We start from the raw sequence: 1,134 nt of genomic DNA on the forward strand, positions 1-1,134 counted from the left end.
GGTGGTGCGCGCGCTCTTCCATTGTTCCTGCGGCAGTCGGGTGAAGCTGAACAGGCGTGCGCCTGCTTCCTCGAGGCTGTCGGCAACGGCACGATGTTTGATCCGCCATTTGCGAATGAAAGCCTTGCGTCGGGCTTCGATCAGCTGGCTTGTTTCCGCGTAGATCATATCGTTGTAGTCCGCGGTGATCTCCTCGTGCAGACGCTCCGGCGCGTGCGCAAGCAGGTTCCTGTGCATGTGCACCGTGCATCGTTGGACCGGCACGCCGTCCCACACTGCGGCGATTGCACTGTCGAGCCCCGCCGCGCCATCGACGATGAGGAACTCTGGCCGTTGCAAACCGCGCCTGGTGAGATCGTCCAGCACGCTGCGCCAAGCCTCGGCGCTTTCGCCGCCCATGCTCTTGATCGCGAGCAGAACTTTCTGCCCGTCGGCGCGCACCCCCAGCACGACAAGCAGCGAAATCGCCGTGGCTTTGCGGTCGAGCCGAACGCGAACTACCGTACCGTCGAGGATCAGCCGGACGATCGGCTCGTCAGCCAGCGAGCGGGCGTTCCAGGCGTCGCAGTCGGTCTTCACCTTGCGCCAGGTCCGGCTCACCGTATCCTTGCTCACCGCGCCATGAAACAGAGTCGTCAACGCCCGGCGAACCCGCCGCGTGTTGGTGCCAGCCAGATAGGCGCCGGCGATCACCGCATCCGCTGCGATCGTGCGGCGCTGGTAGGCCTTAAGCGCTTTGCTCTTCCACTCGGTCGTACCGCCGTCCGCAGCGTTCAATCGCGCGCGTGGCATCGCCACCTCGATCGGGCCGAACGTTCCCAGAAGCGAGCGCGAACGGTGGCCATGACGATGACCGGTGACCCCCTCTGCCGTGCCGGCCTCCTTGCCCGCGCCCGGCGCAATACGCCCATAGCGAGGTCGCGACAGCACCGCCTCCAGTTCTTCCTCCATCATCGTCTCGATGAAATCGCGCACCCGATTGCGCACTCCAAATTCGATCGGGTCAAACCAATCGTCGAAAAGCTGGGGGTCCGTCTTCGCTGCGAGTGTCGCGGAATCAGGCTGCGTGGTATGGTTCTTCATGGCGTGGTCTCCAGCCCGGCGCGCTAACGCCAGGTGATTCGAGGTTGAACA

1 protein-coding gene is annotated in these 1,134 nt (G+C 64.1%); it reads right to left on the bottom strand.

Translation table 11 applies throughout. The annotated features are described in order from the left end of the window. Window positions 1–1,083: IS256 family transposase (locus H8B02_RS47395; protein ID WP_229172530.1), on the bottom strand; the 1,083-nt coding region annotated here is incomplete at its 3' end. Window positions 1,084–1,134: the final 51 nt, after the last annotated feature.

Origin of the sequence: Bradyrhizobium altum (assembly GCF_020889705.1) — a bacterium.
Taxonomy (GTDB): Bacteria; Pseudomonadota; Alphaproteobacteria; order Rhizobiales; family Xanthobacteraceae; genus Bradyrhizobium; species Bradyrhizobium altum.